The 23,377-nt window shown below is 50.4% G+C and carries 23 protein-coding genes; 22 read left to right on the top strand and 1 reads right to left on the bottom strand.

What is annotated here, in order from left to right; genetic code table 11:
- The first annotated feature begins 6 nt into the window (after window positions 1-6).
- Window positions 7-561 carry a phosphotransferase family protein gene (locus ACE3MQ_RS06930; RefSeq protein ID WP_379391891.1) on the top strand — a complete coding sequence of 185 codons (555 nt, stop codon included), beginning with the start codon at window positions 7-9 and terminating at the stop codon, window positions 559-561.
- On the top strand, window positions 510-977 hold the full coding sequence (locus ACE3MQ_RS06935) for a phosphotransferase family protein (protein WP_379392454.1): 468 nt from the start codon (window positions 510-512) through the stop codon (window positions 975-977). The genes ACE3MQ_RS06930 and ACE3MQ_RS06935 overlap by 52 nt, the downstream gene beginning before the upstream one ends.
- Before the next feature lie 85 nt (window positions 978-1,062).
- On the opposite strand, the gene ACE3MQ_RS06940 is transcribed toward ACE3MQ_RS06935, so the two are convergent.
- The gene (locus tag ACE3MQ_RS06940) at window positions 1,063-2,136 is read right to left on the bottom strand and encodes a M42 family metallopeptidase (RefSeq protein WP_379391892.1); all 1,074 of its coding nucleotides are present in this window, start codon (window positions 2,134-2,136) and stop codon (window positions 1,063-1,065) included.
- Window positions 2,137-2,595: 459 nt separating this feature from the next.
- Between ACE3MQ_RS06940 and spoVAC the strand changes: the two genes are divergently transcribed.
- The 20 genes from spoVAC (at window position 2,596) to ACE3MQ_RS07040 (ending at window position 23,370) form a co-directional block, all read left to right on the top strand.
- Window positions 2,596-3,096, top strand: coding sequence for a stage V sporulation protein AC (gene spoVAC, locus ACE3MQ_RS06945; protein WP_379391893.1), 501 nt, complete (start codon window positions 2,596-2,598; stop codon window positions 3,094-3,096).
- 2 nt (window positions 3,097-3,098) lie between these two features.
- Window positions 3,099-4,121, top strand: coding sequence for a stage V sporulation protein AD (gene spoVAD / locus ACE3MQ_RS06950; RefSeq protein WP_379391894.1), 1,023 nt, complete (start codon window positions 3,099-3,101; stop codon window positions 4,119-4,121).
- Window positions 4,118-4,468 (top strand): stage V sporulation protein AE, encoded by a 351-nt coding sequence (gene spoVAE / locus ACE3MQ_RS06955; RefSeq protein ID WP_379391895.1) that lies wholly within the window; start codon window positions 4,118-4,120, stop codon window positions 4,466-4,468. The genes spoVAD and spoVAE overlap by 4 nt, the downstream gene beginning before the upstream one ends.
- 831 nt (window positions 4,469-5,299) lie before the next feature.
- Complete coding sequence (locus ACE3MQ_RS06960; RefSeq protein WP_379391896.1) at window positions 5,300-6,256, top strand: AAA family ATPase; 957 nt, start codon at window positions 5,300-5,302, stop codon at window positions 6,254-6,256.
- Between the two features lie 4 nt (window positions 6,257-6,260).
- The gene (locus tag ACE3MQ_RS06965; RefSeq protein ID WP_379391897.1) at window positions 6,261-7,511 is read left to right on the top strand and encodes a DUF58 domain-containing protein; all 1,251 of its coding nucleotides are present in this window, start codon (window positions 6,261-6,263) and stop codon (window positions 7,509-7,511) included.
- Window positions 7,508-9,751 carry a DUF4129 domain-containing transglutaminase family protein gene (locus tag ACE3MQ_RS06970; protein ID WP_379391898.1) on the top strand — a complete coding sequence of 748 codons (2,244 nt, stop codon included), beginning with the start codon at window positions 7,508-7,510 and terminating at the stop codon, window positions 9,749-9,751. Before ACE3MQ_RS06965 ends, ACE3MQ_RS06970 begins: the two co-directional genes overlap by 4 nt.
- 188 nt (window positions 9,752-9,939) lie before the next feature.
- A complete protein-coding gene (locus ACE3MQ_RS06975; protein WP_379391899.1) occupies window positions 9,940-10,464 on the top strand; it encodes a YqeG family HAD IIIA-type phosphatase in 525 nt (174 codons plus the stop codon).
- A complete protein-coding gene (gene yqeH / locus ACE3MQ_RS06980; RefSeq protein WP_379391900.1) occupies window positions 10,440-11,588 on the top strand; it encodes a ribosome biogenesis GTPase YqeH in 1,149 nt (382 codons plus the stop codon). Before ACE3MQ_RS06975 ends, yqeH begins: the two co-directional genes overlap by 25 nt.
- Before the next feature lie 30 nt (window positions 11,589-11,618).
- Window positions 11,619-12,488: a shikimate dehydrogenase gene (gene aroE / locus ACE3MQ_RS06985; protein WP_379391901.1), complete on the top strand. Its 870-nt coding sequence runs from the start codon at window positions 11,619-11,621 to the stop codon at window positions 12,486-12,488.
- A gap of 66 nt (window positions 12,489-12,554) precedes the next feature.
- Window positions 12,555-12,845: a ribosome assembly RNA-binding protein YhbY gene (gene yhbY, locus ACE3MQ_RS06990; protein ID WP_379391902.1), complete on the top strand. Its 291-nt coding sequence runs from the start codon at window positions 12,555-12,557 to the stop codon at window positions 12,843-12,845.
- A gap of 21 nt (window positions 12,846-12,866) precedes the next feature.
- On the top strand, window positions 12,867-13,460 hold the full coding sequence (locus tag ACE3MQ_RS06995) for a nicotinate-nucleotide adenylyltransferase (RefSeq protein WP_379391903.1): 594 nt from the start codon (window positions 12,867-12,869) through the stop codon (window positions 13,458-13,460).
- Window positions 13,444-14,019 (top strand): bis(5'-nucleosyl)-tetraphosphatase (symmetrical) YqeK, encoded by a 576-nt coding sequence (gene yqeK, locus ACE3MQ_RS07000; protein WP_379391904.1) that lies wholly within the window; start codon window positions 13,444-13,446, stop codon window positions 14,017-14,019. The genes ACE3MQ_RS06995 and yqeK overlap by 17 nt, the downstream gene beginning before the upstream one ends.
- A gap of 31 nt (window positions 14,020-14,050) precedes the next feature.
- Window positions 14,051-14,398 carry a ribosome silencing factor gene (gene rsfS / locus ACE3MQ_RS07005; protein WP_379391905.1) on the top strand — a complete coding sequence of 116 codons (348 nt, stop codon included), beginning with the start codon at window positions 14,051-14,053 and terminating at the stop codon, window positions 14,396-14,398.
- Window positions 14,395-15,327, top strand: coding sequence for a CvfB family protein (locus ACE3MQ_RS07010; protein ID WP_379391906.1), 933 nt, complete (start codon window positions 14,395-14,397; stop codon window positions 15,325-15,327). Before rsfS ends, ACE3MQ_RS07010 begins: the two co-directional genes overlap by 4 nt.
- Window positions 15,328-15,396: 69 nt before the next feature.
- A complete protein-coding gene (locus ACE3MQ_RS07015) occupies window positions 15,397-16,170 on the top strand; it encodes a class I SAM-dependent DNA methyltransferase (RefSeq protein ID WP_379391907.1) in 774 nt (257 codons plus the stop codon).
- An 866-nt stretch (window positions 16,171-17,036) separates the two neighbouring features.
- Window positions 17,037-18,335 (top strand): ABC transporter substrate-binding protein, encoded by a 1,299-nt coding sequence (locus ACE3MQ_RS07020; RefSeq protein WP_379391908.1) that lies wholly within the window; start codon window positions 17,037-17,039, stop codon window positions 18,333-18,335.
- 110 nt (window positions 18,336-18,445) lie between these two features.
- Window positions 18,446-19,345 carry a carbohydrate ABC transporter permease gene (locus tag ACE3MQ_RS07025; protein ID WP_379391909.1) on the top strand — a complete coding sequence of 300 codons (900 nt, stop codon included), beginning with the start codon at window positions 18,446-18,448 and terminating at the stop codon, window positions 19,343-19,345.
- Window positions 19,342-20,181, top strand: coding sequence for a carbohydrate ABC transporter permease (locus ACE3MQ_RS07030; RefSeq protein WP_379391910.1), 840 nt, complete (start codon window positions 19,342-19,344; stop codon window positions 20,179-20,181). The genes ACE3MQ_RS07025 and ACE3MQ_RS07030 overlap by 4 nt, the downstream gene beginning before the upstream one ends.
- Window positions 20,182-20,240: 59 nt before the next feature.
- Entirely contained in the window at window positions 20,241-22,022 is a 1,782-nt protein-coding gene (locus ACE3MQ_RS07035; RefSeq protein ID WP_379391911.1) for a family 43 glycosylhydrolase, read from the top strand.
- Window positions 22,023-22,056: 34 nt separating this feature from the next.
- Window positions 22,057-23,370, top strand: a complete 1,314-nt coding sequence (locus ACE3MQ_RS07040) for an ABC transporter substrate-binding protein (protein WP_379391912.1) — start codon at window positions 22,057-22,059, stop codon at window positions 23,368-23,370.
- Window positions 23,371-23,377: the final 7 nt, after the last annotated feature.

The raw sequence follows: 23,377 nt of genomic DNA on the forward strand, positions 1-23,377 counted from the left end.
AATCGTATGCATAACCCGATGAAACGGAAGCTGTGCCGAGAAGAGTTGAACTCCTTGATTCATCGCGCCTTTCAAGGCCGAAGGTCGATCGTTTCCGTTCATGAGCTCAACGATCGCTGGTTTAATTCCGCCTATGCCTTGACTTTGGATGACGGGATGAGGACGGTCTTAAAGGTCGCGCCTGAGCCGGCAGCAGGGATGATGCGTTATCAACGAAGTGTCATGAAGGCCGAAGTGGAGGTACTTCGTCTATTGAAGGAAACAGGGGCCGTACCGGTACCGAGGGTATATTATTATGAGGCCGAGACCGAGAACGGCCACGAATGCTTTTTGATGGAATTCCTCCCGGGACAGCCTTATAACAAGGTAAAGGAACTTTTAGCAGCGGAAGAACGGCGGCAGATTGAAGAGGAGCTCGGCCAGTTGAACCGTCGCATTAACACCATTCGGAGCAATCGGTTCGCTTACTATGCTCAGGAAACAGAGCAAGGCAACGACTGGCCGACAGTATTCGCCGCCATGGTAAGCGGACTCCTTTCGATGCGCAGGACAAAAATATAAAGCTGCCTGCGGATGAGGAGGAAGTTGCTGTCGTTCTCCGGCAGCGGGAAGCTTTTTTGAAGGAAGTGGCGACGCCAAGCCTCGTACACTGGGATCTGTGGGATGGCAATGTATTCGTAGAGAATGGGCGGATTACCGGGTTGATCGACTGTGAAAGAGCGCTATGGGGCGACCCGCTTATGGAGTATTACTTCCGGTCGATGGCCGGTGATAACTTTCCATTCTGCAGAGGGTACGGAAAAGAGGCATTCACGAACGCCGAGCGTGAAAGAATGGAGCTATACGATTGGTATCTGGCGTTGATACTGCGCATCGAATGCATTTATCGGCAATACAGCGACGAGAACCATATAAAGTGGGCGGCCGAAAATTTGCAGCAATGCTGGAATAAGCTGTCCGGCAGGCTCCCTGCGTAGACGGCAGAGATCTGTGCGAATAAAGATTTAAAAGGGATGTACTGACGAGGCATGACGCTCCGCAGGTACATCCCTTGGTTTTTAATCAGGCATTTTCCAGAATCGTATTCAAAGTGGTTCGATCCAGACCTTTGACCAGCTTGATCAACAGCTCCTTGGCAGCCTCGTAATCATCCGTGTGAATGATCGAGGAGGAGGTATGGATGTAGCGGGAGCAAATGCCGACAACGGCAGAAGGAACGCCGATGCCGCTTAAATGTACCTGTCCTGCATCCGTTCCGCCGGGGGATACGAAATATTGGTATTTGATCCTGTTGGTATCGGCCGTATCTTGGATATATTCCACTATTCCCCGGTGCGTCAACATGGTCGGGTCATAAATACGGAGCAGAGCGCCCTGTCCTAGTTGGCCGAAGGCTTTTTTGTCACCGGTCATATCGTTTGCCGCACTGGCATCAAGGCCAAAGAAAATATCCGGCTGAATCAGGTTCGCGGATGTCCGAGCACCGCGAAGGCCCAGCTCTTCCTGTACTGTAGCGCCGCAGTATAGCGTATTCGGCAGCTTCTCGCCATGGAGCGCCTCCATCAGCTCGATGGCCAGGCCTACGCCATAGCGGTTGTCCCAAGCTTTGGCCATAATCTTCTTCGGGTTGACCATCGGCGTGAATTCGCAGATCGGGACGATTTGTTGTCCCGGAGCGATGCCGGCTGCTTCGGCCTCTGAGCGGCTGTCCGCACCGATATCAAGATACATCGTCTTGATATCTACCGGTTTGCTGCGTTGAGCCTCATCCAGCAGGTGGGTCGGGATCGAGCCTACGACGCCGGTAACCCGGCCCTTGGGGGTAATGATCTGCAGGCGTTGGGCCAGGACAGCCTGGCTCCACCAGCCGCCGAGCGGTTGGAAGTGCACCATGCCGTTCTCGGTAATGCCGGTCGTCATGAAGCCTACCTCGTCAAAGTGGCCGGCAACCATAACGCGCGGGCCCTGTTCATCCCCTTGCAGAACACCGAATAAGCTTCCCAATCGATCCTGCACAAATTTATCCGTATAAGCGGACAACCGCTCCTTGAACCAAGCCCGCAGCTCGCGTTCGAATCCGGGAGCAGCGGGGAACTCGGTGAGATTTTTAAATAATTCCAATGTTTTATCATTCATATGTTGTTCTCTCCTTCCGTCTTTATTCAGTATGAACCAGCATAGGTGGATTGTCCATAATCCAAATGGCTAACGTTGTATCCCTGGTTCTTTCACATAGAATCGGCACCGGATCAGGGAAAGAATCATATACTGCAGCAAGTTCTTGTGGAGAGTCGAGGGAGGCATAGCAATGGAGCGATACTCTAGAGACTGGTTGGTGATTTGTTTATTGTTCGTTTTGCTTGTTATCATTCTTCAATATTTGTAACTGTATGAATAAGTTAAGACAGCGTCATCTCCTAGCATGAAGCACAGGAGTGCGCTGTTTTTTTATGTTAAAGCGGCGACTTCCTGACATGGATGATTTACCAAACATAACAAGCGCAGATACAGCAAATAATATGTGGCAAAGAATGAATCTATATGAAGCATAGCTGTTATTCATATGAGGCATCAATGAGGAAGGAGGAGTAGCGATTGCCAGCCAAGAGCAAATCAGGATCTAGAGTAAAGCTTAATTCGTTGTCCATGAATGAAGAGGAGTATAAAGACCTTGCCAAGCAGCATAGACCCAAGACCAATATCGTTGGAAACTGCCTTAAAGCTTTTCTCGTTGGGGGTACGATCTGCCTGATTGGTCAGTGCATTCAGCAGCTATTCATGACATTTGCCAATATGACCTCTCAGGAGGCAAGCAGTCCTACCGTTGCCGTACTGATCATTATTTCCGTCGTTCTGACCTCGCTTGGGGTATACGATAAAATCGGGCAGTGGGCAGGAGCCGGTTCGGCCGTGCCGGTTACGGGCTTTGCGAACTCGATGTGCTCGTCGGCCATAGAATCGAAGGCGGAAGGAATTGTGCTTGGCGTCGGAGCCAATATGTTCAAGCTGGCAGGCTCTGTAATTGTGTTTGGTGTGGTGGCTGCATTTATTGTAGGCATGGTCCATGTTATTTTTGGTTTGGGAGGAGTGCATTAACGATGTTAATCGGCTCGCAAACCTGGAGGTTCGACTCTAAACCTGTCATCCTCGGTGCATCAGCGGTCGTTGGCCCCGAAGAAGCAGATGGCCCGCTGTCCGCTGATTTCGATTTCAGCTATGACAATCTTGAAATTGACGAGAAAACGTGGGAGAAGGCCGAGCGCAAGCTGCTGGAGCACGCCTCTGCGCTTGCGCTTGTTCATGCCGGGATTTCTCGGGACGAGCTGCAATTTTTCATCGGCGGGGACTTAATGAATCAAATCATTAGCACCACATTTGCAGCGCGAAAGATCGCCGCCCCCTATCTTGGCGTATTCGGAGCCTGCTCCACCTCCATGGAGAGCCTTGCCCTGGCTGCGCTCATTGTTGATTCAGGGGGAGCTGAATACGCGATGGCTGGAACCGCCAGCCATAACTGCACGGTGGAGAAGCAGTTTCGTTATCCGACCGAATATGGCTCGCAGAAGCCGCCGACTGCGCAATATACAATCACAGGGTCGGGCTGCGCTGTCGTTTCATCGCAAGGCTCTGGGCCGAGGATCACCCATGCCACAATCGGAAAAATTCAGGATCTTGGCGTGAAAGATCCCTTCAATATGGGGGAAGCGATGGCCCCTGCGGCGGCGGATACGATCGTAGCTCATTTTCGCGATACCGGACGTACTCCGGATGACTATGATTTGATCGTAACAGGAGATCTGGCTTCCGTAGGACATGCCATTGTTAAGGATATGCTGACAAAAGATGGACTATCCATGGCCGGAACGGAATTCAACGATTGCGGCCTTATGATTTATGACCGGGAAAAGCAGCCATATGTCTTGGCGGGAGGCAGCGGGTGCGGATGCTCTGCGGTCGTCACTTATGGACATATTCTAAAAAAATTAAAACGACGTGAGCTAGGCCGAGTGCTCGTTATTGCGACAGGGGCCTTATTGTCACCTCTGTCATATCAGCAGGGTGAGAGCATACCCTGCATTGCTCATGCGGTAGCTCTGGAAATGGAGGATGGTGAATCATGATTTTTCTGTGGGCGTTTATCGTCGGAGGTTTGTTCTGCGTCGTTGGACAATTAATGTTCGACGTCCTTAAACTGACTCCGGCCCATACGATGAGTACATTGGTTGTGGCGGGCGCTGTAATGGATGCGTTCGGCTGGTATGATCCGCTCGTTAAATTTGCTGGGGCCGGCGCTTCTGTTCCGATTACAAGCTTCGGGAATTCGCTGGTTCATGGCGCTTTGACCGAACTGCAGAAGGATGGCTGGATCGGAGTCATCACCGGGATTTTTGAAGTCACTAGCGCAGGTATATCGGCAGCGATTATTTTCTCTTTTCTGGCAGCGCTTGTCGTCCGTCCAAGAGGATAACAAGAGGATAATAAACAATTAGACTCCCCCATAAAGCGTTCCTGCTTTAGGGGGTTTTTGTTGATATTGCAAAAAATACCGCATTGTATTTGATCGCATAATTGTATATGAACGCATAATTTAATAACTGGATTTGTTGTATTTAAATGATGTAATATATCGCCGAACAAACAATTAACTGGATTTTCTGTACTTAAAACAGGGTAATAGGGCGAGTACGGTAAAAAGTATTGCATTAGATGCACGAAATCCATCTATTTCGCAAAAACTCTACCCAGGAATTAAAATAGACGCATGAAATCCATCTATATTTTAAGGCCGCACCTATGTTCCCGGAAAAAATGCGTGCCAACAGTGCATGTATGCTTACGGTCGCGTGGGCTCACAATCGCGTGTATGCTTGTAGTCTCATGGATGCTTGCAGCCCAAAAATATGCTCACAGTCTACGGATGCTCGCAGTTCCCCCCATGCATTGAGCGCTCTATGCTCACAGTGCATGTATGCTTAGCCAGCAAATGTGCTCACAGTCACCTGCATACAAGGTCACCTATATGCTCAGAATCTATGCTCAGAATCGCATCTTTGCTCATGGCCGCATCTGTCCAAAATTTGCCTCTAGCTCGCAGCAACATGTGTTCCACCGAGCATCATCATGCAGCGCGGCATCACGCGCTTGGAACGGCAAGCTGCTCATTCGCTGGCCTAAAAAGTCAAAGCTTCATAAGGACGCTCTGAGGCGTTTTCTTATGTGGGTGGAGTATACTTCCCCTCCCTGCTTCATGTACAATAAGTATATGTGTGACGAATTATGTCTGAGGAGGGAATTATTGATGCCCGTAAGAGAGCAATCGATACAAACGATGTCTGCTGTCCGAACGAACCTGGAATCTTGCATATTAGGGAAAGAATTTGAAATAACCCTTCTTCTCACTGCTCTCCTTGCTGGAGGTCACGTATTAATAGAGGATGTGCCCGGAACGGGGAAAACCCAGCTGATTAAAGCAATGGCTAGATCCATGAGAGGGGAATACCGACGCATCCAGTGTAATCCTGACATTTTGCCAAGCGATATTACAGGCGTGTCCGTATTCCATCCCCATGAAGAGCGTTTTGTATTTCGGCCCGGCCCGGTCATGACGAATATTTTGCTTGCTGACGAAATCAATCGGGCAACAACAAAGACGCAATCCGCCTTGCTTGAAGTTATGGAGGAACGCAGCGTAACCGCGGACGGACATACATATGATCTCCCGCATCCCTTTATGCTTTGCGCAACGCAAAATCCCATCGATTTCGAAGGTACCTATATGCTGCCAGAAGCCCAGTTGGATCGTTTTATGATGAAAATAGCGATGGGCTATCCGGATGCAGCGACAGAGAAGGCCATGCTGCAATTTCATACCAAAGGTCAGCCGGTAGATCAGCTTCAAGCGGTAACCACCATGGATGAAATCGCTGCTATTCAAGAGGAGATTCGCGACGTTTATCTGAGCGATGCCTTAAGCGATTATTTGCTTAACATCGTTCGTCGCACCCGGGAGCATGATGCTGTTATCCTCGGCGCAAGCCCGCGGGCGTCGCTTGCTTTTGTGATGGCCGTCAAAGCCTATGCCTTCCTTCAAGAGCGGGATTACGTCATTCCCGACGATATCAAAACGTTGGCGACTTATGTATTAGGGCACCGGATTCTGCTCCGTCCCGAAGCCCGGCTTGGCAGCGTGAACACCCATCAGGTTCTTCAGCAAATTATAAATCAGGCGCATGTGCCCGTGTCGTCGGTAGGTTGACAAGATGCGTGCCTTGCTTAGTACATGGAAAACAGGCGTACGTTCGTTGAAATTTTGGAGGGTGGCCTCCTTATGGGTTATTTGTCTTTTCTATCTTTTATTTCAAGGCGGCAAAACTTCGCTCATGCTGTTCACAATGGTTTCCCTGCTCGTTTGTTACTGGCTTCTGAGCAGTCTTGGCGGAATTCGCCATATCAAAGGCAGCAGAACGATGCTTTCGCTGGAGGGAGAGCAATTTATGCTACGGGCGGGTGATCAGGCACAGATTAAGCTTCAGTTGCAGCTCCCTCGCCTGCTGCCGCTGCCTTATATTATTGTTCGAGAAGTTATGAAGCGGCATAATGGCGATTCTTGGGCCTTCGAGGACAGTGTCGTTCCCCAAGTGCGAGGAGAGGCAAAGCTCGTGTACAATACGCCTCCGTTGGAACGGGGGCAATACGAATTTGAAAGCACGGAATGTACGTCTGAGGATATTTTTGGATTAATGGAGCATAAAGGGAATTTTCAGGCCAGCGGACAATTTCGCGTGCTCCCGAGAACGATATTTATCCCGCATTGGCAGCTCTACAGCCGTAATTCGAGACTGCCTGGGCCTGAAACGGCCATCTCCAATTCCCGCAGAGAAACAACGCAAATCAACGGGGTGCGGGACTATGTATACGGCGACCGGATCTCGAGAATACACTGGAATGCCACGGCGAAGACAGGAACCTGGAAGTCGAAGGAATTTGAGCATGAGTCACTGCCAAAGACCGTACTCGTCCTGGATGCGCACAAGATCAGCTACGCTGCTCCGCAGCAGTTTGAATTAGCGGTATCTATATGTGCTTCATTATTGGAGTATGGCTCACGGGAAAGAATCAGCATGGGTCTGTGCACGCTCGGGAAGGATCTTCGTAGGTTTGCGCCAGCCGAAGGATACATTGAGCGTCAGCACATGATTCACCATTTGGTGGATATCGATGCTGACGGCTACGGAAGCCATAGAGATAGGCTGGAGGAAATGCACGACTTTTACCCGGCAGGCTCTTTCTTCATATTCATCAGTCCGCTGGCGGATGAGTCAGCGATGCGCGTGCTGCGATGGGCAAAGACCAAGCAGATGACACCTTATCAAATTCAGGTAGGAGCTGCTGCTCAAAGGGAAGGATCACGGTCATCTTGGCAATCGGCCTTGCAAAATCAGGGGATTAGGGGAGTTTACGTATCCTCTTTGCAGGGTCTTCCCGCTTCGATGGGGGGAGGGCTGGCATGAACAGATCGGTCAAGCCGATTGAACCTACATGGTACAGGCTCTTCGTCATTCTCTGGATGATGATCATCGCCCTGCAGTGGGTTGATTATACGGAGCCGATATGGTTTCAGGAGACGACAGCTCTTGTTACGGCTACACTAATCGCCGTCGCCTTATGTGAAGCCTTGCTTCACTCCCGGCCACGGCTTAACTGGACGATCAAGGGGCTGGCCGTCGTGGTCATTCTCCGAGTCATTCTAGGCACTTATATATATTATCCTAACGGTCCGATCATTCCGGATCAAATAGTTCAGCTCGTAGTACATGCCTCGCCTTATATTTGGTTTTCTTTGGCCGCTTGGGGATTGTTCGATTTGCTGATCCGCCTGCTGACGGACAGAGCCAGAGTCGTGATGTTCCTGAGCTGCAACTTGCTTGCATTCACGATACTCGATTCTTTTACCTCCTATTATTTATGGGGAAACGTAGCTTGGCTCGTATTTGCCGGACTGGGCTGGCTCGTATGCTTGCATTTTCGCAAATTCCAGCTCAAATACCCCCAAGGGTGGGTAAAGCTGCGCAAAGAACCGCTTAAAATTACATTGAATATCGTCATTATTTTCGCTTCGGTACTGTTGATTGGCATCAGCATGCCTTCGGTCTCGCCGACTTTAACCGACCCGTATTCTGCTTGGAAAAAAAGAGGCGGCGCCGAGCAGGCACCCATACCGGGAGCCGTTCCGTCAAGTGAAACAAGCGTCATAACGACGCCGGCCTCTCCAGAGGAAGTACTGTCCGGCTACAGCCGGGATGATACCCGTTTAGGAGACGGGTTTGATTTTAGCTACAGCCCAGTCATGAGCATTGCTTCAGATGTGCGCTCTTACTGGCGGGGGGAGACGCGCCGGATCTATACCGGAACAGGCTGGGCAGACTTAAGCAAGGAAGGGCGGGATACGCATTTCTATGCAGGAGGCTCCGACAGCGAGCCTCTGGTCAATCGTGAAGCAGGCAAGGTGAAGACCCGCAAGGTAGAGCAGATCGTGACAATGCAGACCGAGCGTACCTACCCTGTCCTGTTCGGGGGCTATTCCATCAGCCGTGTTGAAGTTCTGGATGTAGAAGAAGAAGTACGGCCGCGAATGAACTGGGCCAGCAAGGAAGCGGAGCTGCATTGGAACGGCTTTCGCGGGGCCGAGCTGGGTTATAATTATCCGAAGCGGTACAAGGTTGTTGCCGAGATCCCGATCATTCCGGTGGACGAATTAAGGCAAGCTAGCTATGACACGCTTTATTCTTCTCAAAGCTTGGACAGCAAGTACCTGCAAATCCCGTCGGATTTTCCGCAAAGGGTACGTGATCTGGCGCAGGAGGTTACGGCGGAGGGAAGCACTCCGTATGAGAAAATGGAGCTTCTGCAGGCCTATCTTAGACAAAACTTCGAGTATACGAATAAGCCGGATCTATCCCGGAAGCAAAGCGATGATTTCGTTGAAAGCTTCTTGTTCGAGATTCAACAGGGGTATTGCGATTATTACTCAACCTCCATGGTGATGATGGCCCGTTCCATGCAAATTCCGGCCAGATGGGTAAAAGGCTATGCGCCGGGCAGCATGCCCAGCGCCGAAACGCTGCAGCGTTTTCCAGAAATGGACAGCGGCTACAGAGTGAGCAATTCGGATGCGCATTCCTGGGCCGAGCTGTATTTTGGAGAGGAATACGGCTGGATTCCGTTTGAAGCGACCCCGGGCTTCGATCCGACGCTGTTGACACCAGAAGAGGAGAGCATGGAGACATGGGCGGAGGATCCGGTAGAGGAGAGCGAGAGCAGCGAGGAGTCGTCCAGCATACTGAATGAGGTTGATCCTGGGACGCTACGCTGGGTTTTCGGTCTATCGGTTGCAGCTCTCGTCTTGTCCGTTATTTATCTTTTCCGTACGGAGCTATCTTTAGCGTTATTAAGAATCCGTCTTGGGCGGAGTTTAACCTGGGGAGAGAAAGTTTCCTTTGAAGTGCTTGGCACGGTTCGGCGATTGCGGCGGCATGGACTCTATAGAGAAGAGCATGAAACCATGAGGGAATCCTTCGATCGTTGGGGATTGAAGCAGCCTGAGTGGGCGCACCTGCTCCAGCCTTTGCTGCTTAGCTTCGAAAAAGCCAATTATAGTCCGAAGGCCGTTTCGCCGGAAGACTGGAAGGAAGTGAAGGAGCTTTCGCGCGAGCTTTGCAAAGCGGTGCGAGCCAAAAGGAAACAACGATGAAGCACTAGCGCGTTCTAAGTTATCGTTTAGTAGAATGACGAACTTTTGTTCAAAATAAGAAGGAATTGCACGTTCTTCTGAAATGTCCCCGAGTGCGCTTGCAACGGGGGCGTTTTCTTTTTTAAAATATAAGGAAGTCGGGGGAAGATTGTGGTATAGTTTGTCGTATGAAACCGAGGTGAACGTATTTGTTTGAGAGATTTTTGCCGAAGCTAAGAGTAAACAGTGTATTTGATATTGACTTGGAAAGTCTTTACGCGCAAGGGTACCGTGGAATTATTACGGATTTGGACAATACCCTTGTTGGAGCAAAGGCTCCATTAGCGACGCCCGAACTCGTCGAATGGTTTGAAAAAGTGAAGAAATTCGGGTTTAAACTCGTCATTGTGTCAAACAATAATCTGGACAGGGTGTCGAAGTTCGCTACCCCTTTAAATATCGAATTTGTACATGCGGCGAGAAAGCCGTTAGGCTCTCCCTTCCGCAGAGCGCTCAGCATGATGGGACTAGCCCCTAAGGAGGCCATCGTTGTCGGCGACCAGCTGATGACCGACGTATTCGGGGGCAACCGATTAGGGCTGTTCACGGTACTGGTGCTTCCAATCGCTGTTACCGAGGAAGGCTTCGGGACAAGGTTTAACCGCCGGCTGGAACGAATCGTCAAGCGCCGGCTTCATAAGAGCGGATTATGGCTGGAGGAGGAGAACAAGTGAGAGAGGAACAGGGCGTGCTAAACGCCGAACGCTGCAGCGGCTGTGGCATTAAGCTGCAGAGCGAGCATAAGGATCAGCCGGGATACATTCCGGCGCAGGCGATTCAGAAGGAGATCGTGATTTGCCAGCGCTGCTTCCGGATTAAAAATTATAACGAATCCTCTTCCATTACGGTGGAGCAGGATGAGTTCTTGAGATTGCTCAGCCAAATCGGCGGCAAAGAGGCGCTGGTTATTCATATTGTGGATATTTTTGATTTCCAGGGCAGTATCATATCCGGCCTGCAGCGGTTTATCGGCAACAATCCCGTACTGCTGGCGGTAAATAAAATCGATCTATTGCCCAAGGTGACCAACTGGAATAAAGTCCGCAACTGGGTACAGAAGGAAGCAAAGGAAGCCGGTCTTAAGGTGGAGGACATCGTTCTCTGCAGCGCGAAGCAGAGCAGCGGCTTTGATCGCCTGCTGGATGCTGTGGCCGAATACCGCGGCAACCGCGATGTATATGTGGTCGGCGCGACGAATGTGGGGAAATCGACGTTAATCAACCGTTTAATTCGCGATTACAGCGATCTGGATCAGGAGCTTACCGTTTCTCGATACCCGGGAACGACGTTGGATATGGTACATATTCCATTGGATGATGGTCACTCTATCATAGATACACCGGGAATTATGTACCCGTCCCGTTACAGCGAGCTCGTGAGTCCGGAGGATTTAGGCGCGATACTGCCGGATAAGCCGCTTAAACCTGCCGTATATCAATTGAACGAAGGACAGAGCTTGTTTTTTGGCGGCTTTGGGCGCTTTGATTTCATTCAAGGCGAGCGCCAATCGTTTACTTGCTTCGTTAGCGGAAGGGCTCCGATTCACCGGACGAAGCTGGAGAAAGCGGATGAGCTGTTCGAGACACATGGCGGCGAGCTGCTTTCTCCGCCCACTCGCGAGAATCTGGCCAAGCTTCCGGCATGGACGCGGCATGAATTTCGAATTCCAAAGGGCAGCCGCTCGGATGTGTTCATTTCGGGACTAGGCTGGATCAAGATCAATGGTGAGACGGGTTCGGTGGTTGCTGTCCATGTTCCAAAAGGGATCAAAGTCATGGTTCGTCCTTCATTGATTTAACGAAGGTTGGATAGAGGAGGTTGGACGAAAATGGGTAATGAGAGGAAGGGGCCTGGCGAGCTGCCGATGCTGCTTGGCGTCATGGGAGATCCGATATCTCAAACGAAGTCTCCGGCGATGCATAACGCAGCGCTTCAGGCGGTAGGGATGGCAGGCACATACGTGCCCCTGCACGTTAGGAAGGAGCGACTCGAGGATGCCATCAGGGGGATTGTCGCTCTGGGCTACCGCGGCGTTAATGTTACCGTGCCTCATAAAGTGGATGTCATGAGCTATGTGGACGTAATCGATGAAGCGGCCAAGGAAATCGGCGCGGTCAATACGATTGTAAACGATGGCGGAATTCTTACTGGCTACAATACGGATGGCATAGGGTATATTCGGTCTCTTAAGGAAGAGGCCGTTCCTGATTTGTCGGGGAAGCATGTGCTTGTTGTCGGCTGCGGCGGGGCAGCGAGAGGCATTGTCTATGCGCTGCTGCAGGAGAAGCCGGCGAGTGTGATCATCGTTAACCGAACGGTGCAGAAGGCTCAGGAGCTTGCGGACGAGTGGGCTCATTTAGGGACAATCCGCTGCTGCGGCATGGAGGAGCTGGCTCAGGTATTCCAAAACCAGCATATCGATATTGTCATTAATACGACGTCTGTCGGCATGTATCCCAAAATGGACGAGCTGCCGATTTCAGCAGAGCTTCTATTGCCCCACATGGTCGTGAGCGATTTGATTTACAATCCGCTAAAGACCGAGCTGCTAAGCAGGGCGGAGTCGATCGGCTGCCGCATTCATAATGGGCTCGGCATGTTCGTTTATCAGGGTGCATATGCTTTCGAGTATTGGACAGGCCGTCCTGCGCCGATTGAAGCGATGCGCACCGTTGTCTTGAACAGTTTGCAGGTATAATGATTGTTTATATATCTCAACTTTAAATAAGCAGTACATTTGAATGGTAAGGGGTTTTGTATTTAGATGCTTACGGGAAAACAAAAACGTTATTTGCGCAGCTTGGCGCACCATCTTCAACCGATTTTTCAAGTGGGGAAAGGCGGAACGAATGATCAGGTTATTCGCCACATTTCAGAAGCGCTGGAACGTCGCGAATTAATCAAGGTTTCGATTCTCAACAATAACCTGGACGATCCGCAGGAAATCGCTGCTGAGCTGGCTGAGGGAGCAAAGGCCGAACTCGTACAGCTCATCGGCAGAACGATCGTGCTGTACAAGGAATCGCGGGATTATAAACAAATCGAGCTGCCTTAGGCTGAGCCGGGAGGGATAGGAATGAAGAAAGTCGGCATTATGGGAGGCGCATTTGATCCGATCCATCTCGGCCATCTGTTGGCCGCAGAAAGAGCCCGTGAGCAGTTTGAGCTGGAGGAAATATGGTTCATGCCTTCACATACACCTCCTCATAAGCATCAATCCGGTGTCAGCGGGGAGCAGCGCCTTGCAATGGTAACGGAAGCGATTTGCAGCAATCCGGCGTTTAAGCCGCTTGATATCGAATTGCGCCGGGGTGGTGTTTCTTACACGGTCGAAACGATCAAAGAGCTGCGAAAGCAATATCCCGATATGGAGTTTTACTTCATTATTGGCGCCGATATGGTCAACTATCTTCCCAAGTGGGAAGGCATAGACGAGCTGACGGAAATGCTGAAGTTCATCGGACTACAGCGACCGGGGAGCTTTTTGGAGCTTGACACTTTACCGCCGTTCATACAAGATGCCGTCTACCTCGCGGAGATGCCTCTGGTCGATATTTCGTCAAGTATGATCCGGAGCCGATTAACCGCAGGTCACTCCATAAGGTACATGGTTCCGGATACAGTGTATGATTATATGACAAGGAGCGGTTTGTATGGACTACACTCGTGAAGAATTAATGGCCGTAGTATCCGGTCAAATGCCTGAGCGACGCTGGGGACATACGTTAGGTGTCATGGAATCCGCAGTAGCGCTAGCCCAACGCTACGGGGAAGATCCGCAGCGAGCCGATTTAGCCGCTTTGCTGCATGACGTGGCTAAATATTGGCCGATCGATCAGCAGGAGGCCGTGATCCGTGATCATCAGCTTAATATGGAGCTGCTTGATTACGATAAACAGCTTCTTCATGCTGAGGTTGGAGCCTTTGTAGCGCAGCAGGAGTATGGGGTAGTGGATTCCGGGGTGCTCGATGCGATTCGATACCACACGTCGGGGCGTATTGGAATGACCAGGCTGGACAAAATCATTTGTCTTGCCGATTACATTGAGCCGGGACGGGATTTTCCGGGCGTGGATCGCATTCGTGAGCTGGCCGAGCATAGCTTGGAGGAAGCGCTCGTAGCAGGGCTGGATTCGACGATATCTTTTCTAATCGAGAAGCGAAAGCGAATTTTCCCGATGACCGTATTGGCACGCAACGATTTAATTGGACAAATAGGTCGTAAATAAACTTTAAAATGGATTCAGGAGGTTCATATGAATGCCGATTTCACCTAAACAATTGTTAGATTTGGCCGTGCAAGCGGCGGATGAGAAAAAAGCCATGGACATAGTGGCGCTGGATTTGCAGGGCATATCGCTCATTGCGGATTATTTTGTCATTTGTCATGGTAATTCAGATATTCAGGTTCAATCGATAGCGACAGAAGTTCGCAAATGCGCTCAGGAAGCAGGCGTAGATATTCGGGGAATCGAAGGAATGGATACCGCCCGCTGGGTTCTGATGGATCTTGGAGACGTCATCGTGCATATCTTCCATCGGGATGAACGGGAATACTACAATATCGAGCGGCTTTGGTCGGACGCTAAAGTCGTGGAGACCGTATGAGTCTGATCGCTGGTACCATTGTATCTCTTCCCATTGATCGCGAGGTCTCGCCTTATGGCTACTTTCTGACTAACGGTATGCAGGATGTCTTGCTGCACTATTCCGAGCTGACCCGTGAAGTGAAGCCGGGAGAAACGGTAGAGGTATTTCTGTTCTATGATACGGAAGACCGCCTCGCGGCAACGATGAAGAAGCCTCATTTAACGTTAGGCGAGATGGCATTGCTGGAGGTGGCGGACGTACATCCCCGTCTTGGCTGCTTCCTCGAAATGGGACTCGGTCGTCAATTGCTTTTGCCGATTCGGGAGCTGCCTGAATTGCGGGAGCTGCATCCACAGGTCGGCGATACCGTATTTGTCATCATGGAGCATGATAAGCAGGGCCGATTGAAGGCCAAGCTTGCGGGTGAGCAGGAGCTGGCTCCTAAGACGTTTCACGCCCCGACGACATGGAAGAATGAGTGGGCGGAAGCTATCGTGTACAAGCCATTGCAAATGGGCACCTTCGTCATTGTCGAAGGCGGCGTGCTTGGCTTTGGAGTGATTGGCATGATTCACTCCTCTGAACGGAGCCGATTGCTCCGGCTTGGGGAGCGGGTCAGGGTACGCATCGCCCATATCCGTGAAGACGGGCGAGTCAACTTGTCCATGGCTCCGCGCAAGGAGATTGGGCGGAACGAAGATTCCGAGCGGATTTTGGCGTATTTGCAGGATCGTCCTGGCGGAGGAATGCCTTATTCCGATACGACGCCGCCGGATTTGATCAAGCAGCGGTTCGGCATCAGCAAATCCGCGTTCAAGCGTGCGCTCGGCAAGCTGATGAAGGAAGGCAAGGTTACCCAGAAGGAGAACTGGACCTATTTGGCGAAAGCGGATGAAGCGAATGCGAATGAGCGGGATGCCAAAGATGCCGGGAATGATCAGGCGTAGAATGGATTGAGCGGTAAGAGGAAGAAACATAGCAGCATTTGAGTGGGTTGCAGAAAGTCAGGTGACAGCGTGGCATCTTATCGTAAATTTGCCTATGTGTATGACGAATTGATGGAAGACATGCCTTACCCGGATTGGCTTCGTTTTGCGCGAACCGCTTGGGAACGGTTAGGCATGCCGCGAACGGTTGTAGAGCTGGGCTGCGGTACAGGGAGCATTACGATTCCCTTGGTAAATTCGGGCTTTGAAGTAACAGGCATAGACCTTTCCGCGGACATGCTCGCTGTAGCGCGCCGTAAAATGGAAGGAACTTCCCAGGGAGTACGGCTGTTCCGCGAGGGGAGCGTCCGCTGGGTACAGCAGGATATGAGAGATTGGGAAGTGCCGGAGCCGGTCGACTCCGTCATTTCCTTTTGCGATTGTCTTAACTACTTGTTGGAGAAAGAGGATATCGTTCGTACGTTCCAAAGAACGTATGATGGGCTTAAACCCGGAGGAACCTTCCTATTTGATGTTCATCATCCCAACACGCTGAAGCGTTATGATGAGGAACAGCCATTCATTTGCGATGAGCGCTCGGTATCCTATATTTGGACCTGCGAGCGCGATGCGGCAAGAGATGAAATCCAGCATTATTTGTCCATCTTTGCTCGGGAAGAGAGCAGTGGGGCCGATATGTACCGCCGGTTTGAAGAAACGCATATTCAGCGGGCCTATGATCCGGCATGGATGAAGAGCGAGCTGCTTCGCTGCGGTTTTAGGGAAGTGTCCATCTTCGCCGATTTCGAATGGGTTGAGGCCGTGGAAGACGCCGCCCGTTTGTTCTATGTCGCTGTGAAATAATCGTATGTTTGTAATAGAGAGGAAAGCGGTCACCATTTGGTGGCCGTTTTGATTTTGTACGATTTATCGTACAAAATTCCAGCAGGGGCTGCTTTCGGCCGCGTCATTGTACGATTTAACGTACAAATTCGTTGCAGCGGTTGCTTTTGGAGCACCTTTGTACGAATTATCGTACAAATTCGTTGCGACAGCCGCTTTCGGAGCACCTTTGTACGATTTTTCGCTCAAAACCCCTGCGACCGATCACCTCGTGAGCGCTGCTGTACAATTTTTCGTTCAAGTTTGTTGCAGCAGCCGACAAGGTTGAATTTCGTTTGTTTTTGCCTCCGTATAACTATAGTTGAATAGCGTTGGTGGTCACCGACTACCTGTGCATCAACGTCACTTTCCGTACGAGTACCCTACCTGTGAATTTGCGTCACTATTCGTACCGAGTACCCTCCTGTGCATCAGCGTCATTTTCCCGTACCGAGTAACTGCTGCTACTTGCCGAGTGCAATCTTGCACAAAGCAACAACTCTCTACTATTACTACTACTGACTTCATCACACATGTGCACTCAAAGTAACGTCAAATGTATGAACCTTGCTGATGCGGCGAGGTTTTTGGCATTCCCAAAAAATTGACCCTACCACCTAAAGATATGACATGTTTTTGGATTTCGATCCCCGATAAGATGAAACCAAGCAAGTGATTAAACATTTCGCACCAACAGCACAACAGCACCAACAGCACCAACAACACAACAGCACCAAGAGGACAACAACACAACAGCACCAAGAGCACAACAGCACAAGAGCACCATCAGCATCAAGCAACAAGCATCGCAAGAAACAGGCAACTAAGACATTTAGGGGGTTAACAAGATGGGGAAAAAGTTAAGAAAACCGGCTGCGCTGCTTCTATCGCTATTTTTAGTCATTGGGCTGGCAGCTTGCGGCGGCAAGGACTCCAATGGCGGGGGTAACTCTGCCGCAGGGAATGGCGGAGAGTCTTCCGGCGGCAAGAGCAAGGAAACGACGAGCATTTTGTTCTGGAGTCCATTCTCTGGAGCGGATGGCCCGTTCATGAAGAAGATCGTAGATAAATATAATTCTTCTCAGGATCAATACAAGGTCAATTTCGTCATTCAGCCGAACGGAGAGTACTACAAGCAGCTTGACGTGGCACTCAGTACAGCGAAAGAACGTCCAGATCTCATGATCATGCACGTGGATAATGTACCGACTTATGTGGATAAAGATCAGTTATTGCCGCTGGATGATATTGCCTCTGCATCCGGAATCAGCAAAGAGGATTACGCCGAAGCTCCGGTCGAATATTCGACGATCGATGGCAAATGGTATACCATTCCTCTCGATATTCACCCAGTCATCATGTATTACAACAAAGATTTGTTTGAAAAAGCAGGCATTAATGCACCTCCAACCAATCGTGCCGAGTTTGAGGATGCCGTTGCTAAATTGACCGATAAAGACAAGGGTGTATATGGCTATGTGCTTCCTACGCTGTGGCCGCAGCAGTTCATTTTCCCATCCTTGGTATGGCAAAATGGCGGCGAGCTCTGGGATGGCAGCGATGTAGCTTACAATTCTCCTGAAGCGGTAGAGATGGTGTCCTGGATGCGCAGCCTCGTTGACCAAGGTTATTCCCCGGGCAATGTTCAGCAGGATGGAGAAAATACCTTGTTCCTGCAAGGCAAAAACGCGATTCAATTCAACGGTCCATGGATGAAGTCACAGTTTGATGAAGCTGGCTTGAATTATGGCGTAGCACCTATTCCGCAAATCGGTAACGTCAAAGCAGCAGCATATGCCGGTTCTCATGGCTTCGTAATTCCTAAGGCAGTAACCGACGAGGCCAAGCTGGCAGGCATCGGCGACTTCCTGAAATATGTAACAGATAATTCGATTGAATGGGCTGAATCCGGTCAGGCGCTAGCTTCCAAGAAAATGGTAGAGAGTGAAGAGTTCCAGAAGCTTGAAGTTCAGAGCAACATTGCCAAAGGCTTTGCGGATGTTCAATTTGCACCGAATGTACTTAATTGGGGCACGATTTCCGAGCCGATCTGGGGTGAACTGAACAACGCCCTGTTAGGCAAGAAGGATCCTCAGAAAGCGATGGACGATGCCGTAGCTAAATCACGGCAGGCCATGAAAAATTAACGACCCGAAATGAATTCAGAAGGAGACGGGAAATTGGCGGCAGCTGCTCTCTCGTCTCCTTCGATTTTCTAGGCAATTGATGCAATGCCCCAGGGCGGGAGGGATAATCTATGGTAAAAAGCTGGCACTCAAAATTAACATCATCCTTGTTTGTACTGCCTTATTTCATTTGTTTCGCTGCTTTCTTGTTGTTTCCGATACTATATGGCGTTTATATTAGCCTGCACAATTTCGAGCTGTTGTCTCCGGAACATGATTTTGTAGGCTTTAAGCATTATGTAACGATTTTTACACCGGGCACTTATTTGAACAGTTTGTTCTTCAACGGGCTTTGGAATACGATTCAATTCGTCATTTATTCCGTACCGCTGCTCATCGTTGTCGGGCTTGGGCTCGCGATGCTGATACAGCATCTTCCGGGAAAAATCCGCGGCTTGTTCCGCACGTTCTATTTCTTGCCGTATGCGTTATCGGCATCGGTCATGTCCGTGATTTGGCTGATGATTTTCGATACGAATTCGGGATTTCTGAACAGCCTGCTGATGAAGCTGAACATTCCTGCTATTCCGTGGCTGACCGATCAGCCGTGGGCCTGGGTATCGCTTATTACGACCACGTTGTGGTGGACGATCGGCTTCAATATGATTATTTTTATTAATGCCTTGAATCAAGTGCCCGAGGATTTCTATGAAGCAGCCTCTCTGGACGGGGCCAATGCTTGGGACAAATTTATACACATTACGCTGCCTTCTATTAAACCAGTCATGCTGTTCGTAATGATCACGTCCACAATCGCTTCGTTTAACGTCTTCGCCCAGCCGTTTTTGCTTACCCGCGGCGGCCCGGGGGACAGCACGAAGGTGCTGCTGATCAATGTGCTGGATCAGGCGTTTATCCGTAAGGAAATCGGCTCCGCTTCGGCCATGGCGATATTGATGGCGCTGCTCATTATGATCATATCGATTGTGCAATTCAGACTGACATACGGAAATAAGGGGGAAGAGTCATGAGCATGAGACGGATCAAGACGCTGCTGCTTGTTCTTCTCGCTTCGGTGATTGCCGTTGTGTTCCTGCTGCCGCTGGTATGGATGATATCGACGTCATTTAAGAACGACTTTGAAGCATTGTCCGGAAAAATGAACTTTATTCCGCTGAAGCCGACCTTCGACAACTATATCAAAGGCTTTAGCGGAGAATTGATGAACGTTCCGATCCTGCAATGGATCACGAACTCGCTGATGGTCGGAATCGCCGGGACGGCGATCGTGCTGCTGATCGCTTCCATGGCGGCATTTGCGCTGGCCCGGCTGAAGGATCTTCCGTTGCGCAAAACGCTGTTATCGATGTTTATTGCTTCACTCATGATTCCCGGCGTCCTGACCTTTTTGCCGATGTATATGGAGTTTAACGCACTCGGTTTGATCAATACGTACGCAGCACTCATATTGCCTTATACGGCGGGAGCTTTCGGTGTGTTCTTGCTGTATCAGTTCTTTATTTCCTTTCCGAAAGACATCGAGGAAGCCGCGCGGATCGACGGGGCGAACAAATGGAAGCTGTACACCCGTATTATGCTTCCGTCCTCAGTATCGATTATGGTCACCTTGCTCATTTTTACATTTATGGGGATTTATAATGATTTCGTTTGGCCGCTGTATGCCACAACCTCACCGGAAATGCGCACCATTACAGCAGGGATTGCCATGATGGCTCAGGGAAGCTATACCCAATCGTACGGCAAGCTGATGGCGATGACGGCGGCAGCCGCTATTCCGGTTGTTATCATTTTCATTCTTGGGCAGCGATCCTTCGTTAAGGCGATCACGCAGTCCGCGATCAAGTAATCCAGAGCATAACAAAACAAATCAATAGCAGGTTCATGGCTAGTTATGAGGTGAAGTCCATGAGAGACAGCCGATTATTACGTAAACGCAGGATGATTTATATGACGGCCTTGCTCTTAGGCATCGCCAGCATCGTCATAGTAGGAGTGATTACGATGAGAGACACAGGCAGCCGCGGCGGTTCCGCTAACGGGAAGTATAACGGCCATGGAGGCACGTTCAAAAACCCGCTGATCGACATGGATACACCCGATCCAAGTGTTGTATACAAGGATGGATATTACTACATGACGTTCACTCATAACGGAACGGACGTCATGGTCATGAAATCGCGAACGCTGGATTTCAAGCAGGCTCAGAAGAAGGTCGTTTGGTATCCGCCGATCGATACGATGTATTCAGCTAACCTTTGGGCTCCGGAAATCCAGTATATCCGCGGGAAATGGTATATCTATTTTGCGGCGGACGACGGGCAGAACGAGAACCACCGGATGTACGCGCTGGAAGCGGTCGGAGACGACCCTTTTGGTGAATACGAGTTTAAAGGACAAATCACGGATGAGACGAATAAATGGGCCATCGACGGCCTGGTGATGGAGCATGAGGAGCAGCTCTATTTCGTCTGGTCCGGCTGGGAAGGAAACGAAAATATTCGGCAGAACACGTATATCGCACCGATGAGCGATCCGCTGACAATCAGCGGGCCAAGGGTGTTACTGTCAACGCCCGACCTGGATTGGGAAATGGCTGGCGGCCCGCCCTATATCCAGGAAGGGCAAGCCATACTTTACCGGGAGGGCCGCGTATTTATCGTATATTCCGGTGCAGGAAGCTGGACGCCATTCTATAGCCTTGGTCTCCTGACGCTGAAAGAGGGTGGAAATCCGCTGCAGCCGGAGGACTGGCAAAGATCGGCTGAGCCGCTCCTAACCATGGATGAGGAGGCGGGCGTATACGGTCCGGGGCATAACTCCTTCGTGAAGTCACCGGATGGAACCGAGGATTGGATTGTTTATCACGGGACGACCAGTGCCACTGACGGCTGGAACAACCGCAAGGCACGTGCCCAGCGTATCAGCTGGAACGAGCAGGGGCTGCCGGAGTTTGGCAAACCGCTCTCTTTGGAGACGGCAATTCCTCTGCCAGCAGGATCAGGGGTGTACCAGGCCAAATATGCCCAGCGGGATGAAGAACGTATCAGGTTTGGGTCAATTTCGGCTTCTGGGCAGACAGAAGTGCCGCTGCTGGTCCATTACCGTAACGAAACGGAGCATTCCCGCTCGCTTGAGGCATGGGTGAACGAAACTCTAGCGAGCACGCTGGAGCTGCCGGTGACTGAACCGGGTGAAATAGGCTATGCTTACGGGCGTGTCCGACTTGAAGCCGGAGTTAATGAGCTTGTACTTCGCAGTAATGATGAGGAAGAACAAAGCAAGATCATCGAAGCGATTCAGGCGATTGAGATAACGAGGTACGAAGCCGAGACAGCGTCCTCGGGCCTGAGAGATGCCGTTGGTGCTGATCCTTCCGCCTCCGGCGAAGGAGTTATGAAGCTAAAGAACGAACAAGGCTCGTCGGCGTCATTCCGTTCGATTATCGTACCGCATTCGGGAGAATACCGTCTGATTCTCGGTATTTCCAATCCCGGGGACGGCGAGCAAACCGTCCAATTAAAGGTCAATGGAAGCAAGGAGACGAGGCTAACGATTCCATCCACCGGGAGAAATGTTTTTACAGAAGTTGTGTTTGAAGGAAAGCTGCATAGAGGTGATAATGAAATTACGATCACAGAGGCCTCGGGAGATTTGAGCCTCGATTATATGGATATTATCGCTAACTAGATTGTAACTTTCTGTGTCGTTAGGAGACGTGAATATGAAGAGACATCGCCGGAATAATTACCGCAGTAGAATAACGGTCAGCTTAATGACAATGGCATTACTCTTGCTTCTGCTGCCTGGATGCGCGGAACAGAACCCGGGAGCCGAGTCTATACCCAAGTCACCTCATGTGATTCGATTGGAATATTGGACGCCTTTTAGCGGCGGGGACAATCAATTCATGACTGAGATGGTGGAACGGTTTAACGAGGAGCATCCGGAGATTCAGGTTGTCCAGAAAAATTCGCGTCTTGACGATTATTATTCTCGTTTGAAAACGGCCGTGCTCTCAGGCAATGCGCCGGACGTGGCCATCGTGCATTCCACGATCATGCCGCAGTTTGTCCAGAACGGATATGTAGAGGAACTGACGACGGAGGCAAAAGATATCGGTATCGATTGGAAACGCTTCAATCCGAATATTTTACGTTCGGTGTTATATGAGGATGAGTATTACGGGGTACCGCTCGATACGCATGCTCTAGTGATGTACTACAACAAAGACTGGTTATCCAAGGCCGGAGTGCTGGATGAGGCAGGAAGACCCGTCATCCAGAAAGGGCCGGACGGGTTTAAGGCTTTCCTGGAGCAAATTCGGCGAACGGTTCCCCCGGATATTGCTCCCCTTGCCCAGCCGAGCACGCGAATTGATTCCGTCTGGTTATGGTGGAGCCTGTACAACCAGATGATGGACGGCGGGCAGTTCTATAGCGAAGACGGTACGCAAGCCGTATTCAACAACTCTGCTGCTTTAACGGCACTTACGTTTGTGAATGACTTATATAAAGATAAGCTGATACCTTCTAACATCAACGATGCTTTTCAGTTGTTTTACGACGGAAAAGCGGCGGTGCTGATTACAGGAATGTGGGGAACAGGTGCCTTTGAGAAAGCAACGGGACTTCATTTCGGGGTCGTTCCCATGCCGACTCTGTATGATCGCCCAGCTGTTTGGGGAGATTCCCACAACCTTTCCATTCCCAAAAAACGGGGGATGACGGAAGAGAAGAGAGAAGCGATACTGACCTTTGCCGATTGGATCGTAGGGCACGGGGATATGTGGGCGGAGGCAGGGCATGTTCCCAGCATGACTGAACTCACTGGTTCCGAAGTATTCAATCGACTGGAATACCGGAGCGATTATGCTGCTACAGCCAACTACGTAGCTTACTGGCCAAGAAATGCCAAGCAGTGGAGCATTAACGAGCGGATCATCAATGAATTCGAAAGAATGATCTACGGATACCAGACGCCAGAGGAAGCGCTGGGTGCCGCCGTGCATAAAATCAATGCGGATTTGCGCAAGTGAGGGACAG

Source organism: Paenibacillus lentus (assembly GCF_042714055.1).
In the GTDB taxonomy this organism is placed as follows: Bacteria; Bacillota; Bacilli; order Paenibacillales; family Paenibacillaceae; genus Fontibacillus; species Fontibacillus lentus_A.

Bases quoted from the DNA above. Each gene is read 5' to 3' on its own strand.
- ACE3MQ_RS06960 (WP_379391896.1), top strand. From the start codon at position 5,300: ATGCCCGTAAGAGAGCAATCGATACAAACGATGTCTGCTGTCCGAACG.
- ACE3MQ_RS06965 (WP_379391897.1), top strand. From the start codon at position 6,261: ATGCGTGCCTTGCTTAGTACATGGAAAACAGGCGTACGTTCGTTGAAA.
- ACE3MQ_RS07020 (WP_379391908.1), top strand. From the start codon at position 17,037: ATGGGGAAAAAGTTAAGAAAACCGGCTGCGCTGCTTCTATCGCTATTT.
- ACE3MQ_RS07030 (WP_379391910.1), top strand. From the start codon at position 19,342: ATGAGCATGAGACGGATCAAGACGCTGCTGCTTGTTCTTCTCGCTTCG.
- spoVAE (WP_379391895.1), top strand. From the start codon at position 4,118: ATGATTTTTCTGTGGGCGTTTATCGTCGGAGGTTTGTTCTGCGTCGTT.
- spoVAD (WP_379391894.1), top strand. From the start codon at position 3,099: ATGTTAATCGGCTCGCAAACCTGGAGGTTCGACTCTAAACCTGTCATC.
- yhbY (WP_379391902.1), top strand. From the start codon at position 12,555: ATGCTTACGGGAAAACAAAAACGTTATTTGCGCAGCTTGGCGCACCAT.
- ACE3MQ_RS06930 (WP_379391891.1), top strand. From the start codon at position 7: ATGCATAACCCGATGAAACGGAAGCTGTGCCGAGAAGAGTTGAACTCC.
- ACE3MQ_RS07040 (WP_379391912.1), top strand. From the start codon at position 22,057: ATGAAGAGACATCGCCGGAATAATTACCGCAGTAGAATAACGGTCAGC.
- ACE3MQ_RS06995 (WP_379391903.1), top strand. From the start codon at position 12,867: ATGAAGAAAGTCGGCATTATGGGAGGCGCATTTGATCCGATCCATCTC.
- ACE3MQ_RS07035 (WP_379391911.1), top strand. From the start codon at position 20,241: ATGAGAGACAGCCGATTATTACGTAAACGCAGGATGATTTATATGACG.
- yqeK (WP_379391904.1), top strand. From the start codon at position 13,444: ATGGACTACACTCGTGAAGAATTAATGGCCGTAGTATCCGGTCAAATG.
- aroE (WP_379391901.1), top strand. From the start codon at position 11,619: ATGGGTAATGAGAGGAAGGGGCCTGGCGAGCTGCCGATGCTGCTTGGC.
- ACE3MQ_RS07010 (WP_379391906.1), top strand. From the start codon at position 14,395: ATGAGTCTGATCGCTGGTACCATTGTATCTCTTCCCATTGATCGCGAG.
- ACE3MQ_RS06970 (WP_379391898.1), top strand. From the start codon at position 7,508: ATGAACAGATCGGTCAAGCCGATTGAACCTACATGGTACAGGCTCTTC.
- rsfS (WP_379391905.1), top strand. From the start codon at position 14,051: ATGCCGATTTCACCTAAACAATTGTTAGATTTGGCCGTGCAAGCGGCG.
- ACE3MQ_RS06940 (WP_379391892.1), bottom strand. From the start codon at position 2,136: ATGAATGATAAAACATTGGAATTATTTAAAAATCTCACCGAGTTCCCC.
- ACE3MQ_RS07025 (WP_379391909.1), top strand. From the start codon at position 18,446: ATGGTAAAAAGCTGGCACTCAAAATTAACATCATCCTTGTTTGTACTG.
- yqeH (WP_379391900.1), top strand. From the start codon at position 10,440: ATGGCTGGAGGAGGAGAACAAGTGAGAGAGGAACAGGGCGTGCTAAAC.